The 7,132-nt window shown below is 68.4% G+C and carries 7 protein-coding genes; all 7 read right to left on the minus strand.

What is annotated here, in order from left to right:
• Nucleotides 1-5 precede the first annotated feature (5 nt).
• The gene (locus tag QN345_RS03320) at nucleotides 6-2,465 is read right to left on the minus strand and encodes a DEAD/DEAH box helicase (protein ID WP_134446562.1); all 2,460 of its coding nucleotides are present in this window, start codon (nucleotides 2,463-2,465) and stop codon (nucleotides 6-8) included.
• Nucleotides 2,466-2,474: 9 nt separating this feature from the next.
• Nucleotides 2,475-3,227, minus strand: a complete 753-nt coding sequence (gene tatC, locus QN345_RS03325; protein WP_134446563.1) for a twin-arginine translocase subunit TatC — start codon at nucleotides 3,225-3,227, stop codon at nucleotides 2,475-2,477.
• 47 nt (nucleotides 3,228-3,274) lie between these two features.
• A complete protein-coding gene (gene tatA / locus QN345_RS03330) occupies nucleotides 3,275-3,496 on the minus strand; it encodes a twin-arginine translocase TatA/TatE family subunit (RefSeq protein ID WP_134446564.1) in 222 nt (73 codons plus the stop codon).
• Nucleotides 3,489-3,851 carry a hypothetical protein gene (locus tag QN345_RS03335; protein ID WP_134446565.1) on the minus strand — a complete coding sequence of 121 codons (363 nt, stop codon included), beginning with the start codon at nucleotides 3,849-3,851 and terminating at the stop codon, nucleotides 3,489-3,491. The genes tatA and QN345_RS03335 overlap by 8 nt, the downstream gene beginning before the upstream one ends.
• Before the next feature lie 3 nt (nucleotides 3,852-3,854).
• Entirely contained in the window at nucleotides 3,855-4,865 is a 1,011-nt protein-coding gene (locus tag QN345_RS03340; protein ID WP_322135831.1) for a WYL domain-containing protein, read from the minus strand.
• The gene (locus tag QN345_RS03345) at nucleotides 4,862-5,890 is read right to left on the minus strand and encodes a helix-turn-helix transcriptional regulator (RefSeq protein WP_322189684.1); all 1,029 of its coding nucleotides are present in this window, start codon (nucleotides 5,888-5,890) and stop codon (nucleotides 4,862-4,864) included. Before QN345_RS03345 ends, QN345_RS03340 begins: the two co-directional genes overlap by 4 nt.
• Nucleotides 5,891-5,971: 81 nt before the next feature.
• A partial coding sequence (locus QN345_RS03350) for an HNH endonuclease signature motif containing protein (protein ID WP_323508448.1) occupies nucleotides 5,972-7,132 on the minus strand: 1,161 nt, incomplete at its 5' end.

Consider the following 7,132-nt stretch of genomic DNA (forward strand, 5'->3'; position numbering starts at 1 on the left):
ACGGCCTAGGCGAACGACGAGTATGCGACGATGCCGCGTCGAATGGCATCGAGCGCGATCCGGGCTGTCGCGCCGACCGGGGCATCGGCGACGACGGACAGCTGATCAAGGAGGTCGATGGTCTGCTTGGTCCAGCGCACGAAGTCCCCCGCGGCCATTTCGGCCTCGTCGAGGACGTCGATGAGCGAGCCGTCACGGGCCCATTTCCACATGGCAAGGCTGAGCCCGACCGCGAGCGGGTTACTGCCAGGCAGCTGGTGGTCCCGTTCGAGGTCGTCGAGGCGGCTCCAGAGCTCCTGGGTGTCGTGCAGGGCTGCGCGGAACGGGCCCCGCGGCAGGTAGCGCTCGTCGATCAGTCCCTCTTCGCGTCTCGGTTCGAACACGAGGGCGCAGGCCATCGCCGCGAGTCCGGCCGGGTCGAGGTCGTTCCACAAGCCGCGGCGCAGGGACTCGGCGACGAGCAGGTCCCTGTCGGCATAGATCCGCCGGAGGATGAGGCCGCTCTCGCTCAGGGTCACCGCACCGTCCCGGTCTTCGAGCAGGTAGCCGTAACCGAGGAGGACCTCGGTGACGCGGTCGAAGACGCGGGCGACGGCTCCCGTGCGGGTCGTGATCTGCTTGGTGAGGGCATCCGTTTCGCGACGCAGTTTCCACCACCGCTGCGCCCAGCGGGCGTGCGACTCGCGCTCGGGGCAGTTGTGGCACGGATGCGCGCGCAGCCGCTTCCGGAGGCTCGCGAGCTCGCGCTGGCGGCGTTCCTTCGCCGCGCGGGCGCCGGTCTCCCCCGTGAGCGTCTCGCGTTCGACCTCGGTGAGCCGGCGGCGGATCGCCGAGTACTCGGTGAAGTCTCCGAGGTGGCAGACCATCGAGGCGGCGAAGCCCGTGAGGGATTCCTCCTGCTGGCGGACGGCCCTCGCCATGTCGACGACAGCCCTGTCGGCCTGGAACTGGGCGAATGAGGATTCCAGGACCGTGCGGGTGCGGTCACGGCCGAACTGGTCGATCAGGTTCACGGCCATGTTGTAGGTCGGCTTGAAGCTCGAATTGAGCGGGTACGTGCGCCGGGAGGCGAGCGATGCGACGGTCTGCGGGTCGAGTCCTGAGGCCCACTGGATGACCGAGTGGCCTTCGACGTCGATGCCGCGGCGGCCGGCGCGGCCGGTGAGCTGGGTGTACTCCCCCGGCGTGATCGGGACCCGGGCCTCGCCGTTGAACTTCTCGAGCTTGTCGAGGACGACGGTTCGCGCGGGCATGTTGATCCCGAGGGCGAGGGTCTCCGTCGCGAAGACCGCTTTGACGAGCTTCTTCTGGAAGAGTTCCTCGACGACCTCCTTGAAGGCGGGGAGCATGCCGGCATGGTGGGCGGCGACGCCGCGTTCGAGACCGTCGAGCCATTCGAAGTAGCCGAGCACGCCGAGGTCCTCGTCGAGCAGGGTGCGGCAGCGTTCGTCGACGATCGCACGGATCTCGGCCCGTTCCGCGGCATCGGTCAGGCGGACGCCTGCCCGCAGGACCTGGTTGACCGCCTGGTCGCAGCCGACCCTGCTGAAGATGAAGAAGATGGCGGGGAGCAGATGCTTGCCGCCGAGGAGCCGGACGATCTCGGCTCGGTCCATCCTGCCCGGTTCGAAGGTCGAACGCGGGGGCTGCGCGCGGCCGCGGTTGCCCCCGTGCCTGCCATCCTGGCGGACGGAGACCCCGCGGCCCGCGCCCTGGGCGAGGCGGACCAGTTCCGGGTTCACCCGGTGGGTTCCCGCGGCACCCGCAGCGTCGAACAGGTCGAGCATCTTGCTCTTGACGAGCACGTGCTGCTCGAGCGGCACGGGCCGTTCCTCGGAGACGATGACGTCGGTCTCGCCGCGGACGGCCTGCAGCCAGTCGCCGAACTCCTCCGCGTTGGACACGGTCGCACTCAGCGACACCATCCGCACGTTCTGGGGCAGGTGGATGATGACCTCTTCCCAGACGGCGCCGCGGAACCGGTCGGCGAGGAAGTGCACTTCGTCGAGCACCACGAAGGCGAGGTTGGTGAGCAGGTCGGAGTCCGCGTAGAGCATGTTGCGCAGCACCTCGGTCGTCATGACGACGATCCGGGCCTGCGGGTTCACGTTGGTGTCTCCGGTGAGGAGGCCGACTTCGTCCGCCCCGTACTCGGCGACGAGCTCCTGGAACTTCTGGTTGCTGAGCGCCTTCATCGGGGCGGTGTAGAAGACCTTTTTGGTCGACTGCTTCATCGCCAGGTAGATCGCGAACTCCGCGATCAGGGTCTTGCCCGCTCCGGTCGGTGCCGCCACGAGGACGCTGTTGCCGTCCTCGAGGGAGGCGCAGGCGGCGATCTGGAACGGGTCGAGGTCGAACCGGAGGCCGGCTCGGAAAGCTGAGAGCCTGGGGCGGCTCGCCCGGTCTCGGGCCGCTGCGAAGCGCTCGGCCGGCGTCGGCTCGGCCGGGGTCTGGAGAGAGGTCATGGTCGACGCCTAGAGCGCCAGCTCCTGTTCGAATGCGAGGGCGCGCCGGGCGGCACGCCGGTCGTGCAGCACGGCCACCCCGTACGCGGCGAAGTACAGCACCACCATGGGGATGGCGAGGAGGAACATCGACACGACGTCAGCGGCGGGGGTCGCGATCGCGGTGAAAAGGATGATCACGAGGATGGCGACCCGCCAGGACTTGATGATCGACTGCGCACTGATCACCCCGGCGAAGTTCAGCAGCACGATGAAGACGGGCAGCACAAATGCGATCCCGATCGCGACGACGAGTTTCAGCACGAAATCGAAATAGCTCTGAGCGGTGATGAGCGCGGCGTCCTGTGACGGTGCGAAGCCCGTCATGAGTTCAACGACGTGCGGCAGGACGTAGAAGCCGGCGGCACAGCCCGCCAGGAACAGCGGCACCGCGGTGAAGAAGAAGCCGAAGGTGTAACGCTTCTCGGTTCGGGTCAGTCCGGGCATCAGGAACGCGAAGACCTGGTACAGCCACATCGGGCTCGAGATGACGATTCCGACGTAGACGGAGATCTTGAGCTTGAGGTCGAAGGCGCTCGTGATGTCCGGGTAGTTCAGCTGCGCGCTGCGCCCCTGTGCCGACGCGATCGTGTAAATCGGCTCCCTGAGGGCGTTCCACACGAAATCGGACAGGAAATAGCCGATCACGGCGCCGACGAGTATTCCGGCTGCCGCGAGGAAGAGGCGTTTCCGCAGCTCGAGCAGATGCTGTCCGAGGGACATCTTCCCGTCGGAGTTCGTGCGCCGAGGAGTGCGCCCAGGCACGGAGGTTACGGCTTTGTCGTCGGATCGGGCGCGTCGGCTCCCGGGGCGGAGTCCGTCCCCGGTGCGCTCTTCGTCTCAGCGGGCTCATCGCTGCGGATCTCACTCTTGAAGATCTTCATCGACTGGCCGAGGCTGCGCGCGAGTGCGGGAAGCTTGGGCGCACCGAAGAGCAGCAGAACGATGACAAGGATGATCAGGAAGTGCCATCCGGTCAGGTTGTTAAGCATGAGGGCGTGTCCTCTTCATCGGTGGGTCTGGTCTAACGATCGGGCCGTGTTGCAACAGCTTACCTCTGGCGATCCGACGATCGCGCCGTTCCTGCCTGGAGCGTTCACGCGCGGTGCGGTGCAGGTCGACGGTCAGGGCGAGTTCGTTCACGTCCGCGAAGATCGCAGGACGCCGCGGCGGCCGTGTCTCCTCGGCCGGGTCCGTGTCGAGTTCCCCGACGAGGTCACCGAGCGCGCCGACTGCATCCGCGAGCGCCATCAGCTTCCGGAAGAGCATGACGGCGAACCAGGCCAGCATGCCGAGGAGGACGAGCACCAGGCCGGTCCAGATCAGGAGCCAACTCCACCACGGCATCGGCTACTCCCCCGGCCCTGCCGGTGCACTGGGTGCCGCAGGCTCCGAATACCGTGCCGCGCCGGCATCCGCCCACGCGCGCACGATCTCGCGAGCGGCGGCGGGCTCGACGACGGTCACGACCCCGGAGAGACCCGCGACGAGGCGTTTGAGTGCGTGGTAGTGCGAGACACGCAGGGTCGCCCTGACCCGGTCACCCGCGAGGTGCTGGACCGGGCGGCCGGAGAGGTAGTCGCCCAGGAGCGGCAGCGCACCGGCAGCGAGCTCCACGACGACGTCCAGGTCGGATTCGGAGCCCTGGAACAGGGTCTCCGGCAGCACGAGTTCCTCGGTGCGGCTCGTCACGGGGCGATCGGTGACGGTGAGGGCGCTCATCCGGTCGAGCCGGAACGTCCGGACGGCTCCGCGCAGGTGGCACCAGCCGCGCAGGTACCAGTCCCGGTCGACGGATTCGACGCGGAGCGGGTCGACGTAGCGTTCTTCCTGCCCGCCGCGGGCGTTCAGGTAGTCGAACCTGACCTGGACGCCGGAGCGCAGTGCGGACTGGATGAGGGAGATGGCGTCTCCCGAGGTACGAGCGGATACGGCGAGCTGGCTCGGCGCGGCGGTGGCGCTCCGGCTGAGCTTGGCCATCAAGGATGCGATCGCATCCCGGTCGGCGTTCTCGGGAAGCGAGGAGAGGTATTGCAGCCCTGCGATGAGCGCGGCGGCCTCGCGGGCGGAGAACCGTGGCGAGTCCTCGATCGCCACGAGGTGGGTCAGCACGATCGTGTCGTCGGCCTCGAACTGGCCCCACTCGATGTCGAAGAGATCCCCTGGCAGGTACTGGCTCGTGTCTCCGGGCACCCCGGAAACGGCGATGAGGGTGACCGCGTCGCGCACCCGCTCTGGCGCGACGCCGAAGTGAGCGGCGACGTCCGTGACGCTGATGCCGTCGTGGTCGATGAGATAGGGAACGAGCGAGAGCAGGAACGTGAGCTTGTCGGGGGCGCCGAGGGGCACGCGGGGGGTCATGAACGCACCTCGAGCGGCTCATGGGCGTCGCGGACGCGCACCAGCCGGTCGAGCACGGCGTCCCGGAGGGCCGGCGGGGAGAGCACGAGGACCTCGGGACCGAACCCGGAAAGCTCGTCCGCGAGGATGTTGAGGTCCGTGTAGTGCAGGACGAGTGCCGCGATCGGCTGGGCGCCGCCGGAGGCATCCGCCGCCCGTTTGCCGAGACGCACCGCGGCATCGCTGCCCGGGAGGACCTCGATCTCAGCGACGTTGGCCGCGGAGAGCGCATCGAGTTCGGCGAGGGCGGTCTGGCCGGCGTCCGGCCCGGATTCGGGTGCGACCAGGTCGGGGACGACCACGACCGGTCCGACGATGCGGGACAGCAGGAACGTGCGGGTCGCCCCGGCGTCGAGGTCGGTACCGAACAGGTGCCAACGGCTTTCGTGCTGGACGACGGCGCGCGGCGCCACCTGACGGCGCCGGGGCGCCGCCTCGCCGGGCTTGAGGTAGAGGAAGGAGACCACGTGCGCGCGGTCCATGGCCTTGCTGAGCGGTTCGAAGGACGCGTCGCGGACCCGGAGGGTCGGGGCGTACCCGAGCACGGGGTCGCCGTCCGCTCCGCCGAGCGCGTTGAGCTTGGTCAGGGCGCGCCGGGACTCCGCCGAGAGCGATCCCTCGCGCCACACGGTCGCGGCGAGCTTGAGCAGCATCAGTTCGTCACCGGAGAAGGACACGTCGGTCGGAAGTTCGTAGAGCCCCTTGGGGATCCGGTAGCGCAGGTACCGGTTATTGCCGGGATCGTCGGGCTGTTCGACGGTCTCGAGCGGGATTCCGAGTTCGCGGATGTCGTCCTTGTCCCGCTCGAACTGCCGTTCCAGGCTCGCATTGTCGCCGCTGTGCACGTAGCGCTGCCGGTAGCCCTGAACGGTCGAGAGGATGTCGGCCTTCGTGAGGCCGATCTCGGTCGCTATCAGGGCCAGCACGAGGCTGAACAGGCGTTCTTCAACCGTGACGCGGTTGATCGGTTCGGGGGTCGTCGACACCCCGTGAGTCTAACCGAGCGCCGGCACACCGCCCGTGTCGCGGAACGAGAAGCGGAGGCGACTCGTTGCCCGGGTCACTGGTCATGGGCGGTTGGGTGGTCCGGTGAGGACTTGGTGGGCGCGGTGCCTGTTCGGTGGCCGCCAGAGCCGTTGCGGGTCGATGAGTCCGGGGGCCCGGACTTGTGGTGAGCCCTTCACCATGCGGATCTCCCACCCGGAGGTGTCGATGCTGTGGTGATGGAACCAGCAGAGTAAGACCCCGTTGTCGACGGTCGTCGGGCCGTCCTGGGCCCAGGGCTTCACGTGGTGTACTTCGGCCCAGTGCGCCGGGGCTTTGCACCCGGGGATGATGCAGCCGCCGTCCCGGGCGGTGATCGCCCGGCGCTGGGCCCGGTTGAAGTACCGTCGTTCCGGCCCGAGCTTGAGCACTTCGTTGTTCGCCCCGAACAACACGCCTTGGAAGCCGCCGTCGCAGATGCGCTGATGCACCGTCTTCAAAGACACGGGGGCTTCGACCCCGTCGATCCACCCGACCCCGACCCCGGAGGCGAGGTCGGCGGCGTTCACGTGCACCATCACCGTCGGCGCCGACCCGCCCATCGACGGGGTGTCCGTGTCGCGGGCGGCGTGTTCGAACAACGCCCGGAGGATGTCGGCGCGTTTCTCCCCGCCCGTGCGGGTATCCGCCCGGCGCTCCCGGAGCTCTGCCTCGATCACGTCCAGATCCGGGCCCGTGCCCGCGTCGGTACCCGCTGATTCGGCGCCGGGGATCATCTGCCCGGAGTCCATGAGCGCCTGTTCCTCGGCGGTGGGGAACGCCGGGCGGGCGTGGAAGCTGAGGAAGGTGTCGAAGAGGGTGTTCATCACCCCGTAGAGTTCCGGTGTCACCCCGCCCTTGACGGGGTAGAGCCCGTTCTTGAGTTGGCCGAAGCCGATGTTCGACTTCGCCTCGAACAGGTCCTCGGTCGGGAGGACCCCGTCGGGGTCCAGGGCCGCCTGCCACTGCGCGACCATGCCCCGGATCAAGTCCGTCGTCACCGGCACACCGGCCCCGGCCAAATCCTCCGTCTCCCGGGTGATCAGGCCCGCCGCCGAGGCAACCAAGGCCCGCTCCGCCGTCAACAGGTCATCCGGCGCCACCCGGTGACTGATCACCTGCAACCCCGCCACGATCAACTCCGCCGTCTCCACCCCGATCTCCCCCGCTGCCAGGGCGGCCCCAACGGTCGGGAACAAGGGCGG

The organism is Cryobacterium sp. 10I1 (genome assembly GCF_035019805.1).
Classification (GTDB): domain Bacteria; phylum Actinomycetota; class Actinomycetes; order Actinomycetales; family Microbacteriaceae; genus Cryobacterium; species Cryobacterium glucosi.

Excerpts from the sequence above, each read along its gene's own strand:
- QN345_RS03335 (WP_134446565.1), bottom strand. The coding sequence starts at position 3,851 with ATGCCGTGGTGGAGTTGGCTCCTGATCTGGACCGGCCTGGTGCTCGTC.
- QN345_RS03320 (WP_134446562.1), bottom strand. The coding sequence starts at position 2,465 with ATGACCTCTCTCCAGACCCCGGCCGAGCCGACGCCGGCCGAGCGCTTC.
- tatA (WP_134446564.1), bottom strand. The coding sequence starts at position 3,496 with ATGCTTAACAACCTGACCGGATGGCACTTCCTGATCATCCTTGTCATC.
- QN345_RS03340 (WP_322135831.1), bottom strand. The coding sequence starts at position 4,865 with ATGACCCCCCGCGTGCCCCTCGGCGCCCCCGACAAGCTCACGTTCCTG.
- tatC (WP_134446563.1), bottom strand. The coding sequence starts at position 3,227 with ATGTCCCTCGGACAGCATCTGCTCGAGCTGCGGAAACGCCTCTTCCTC.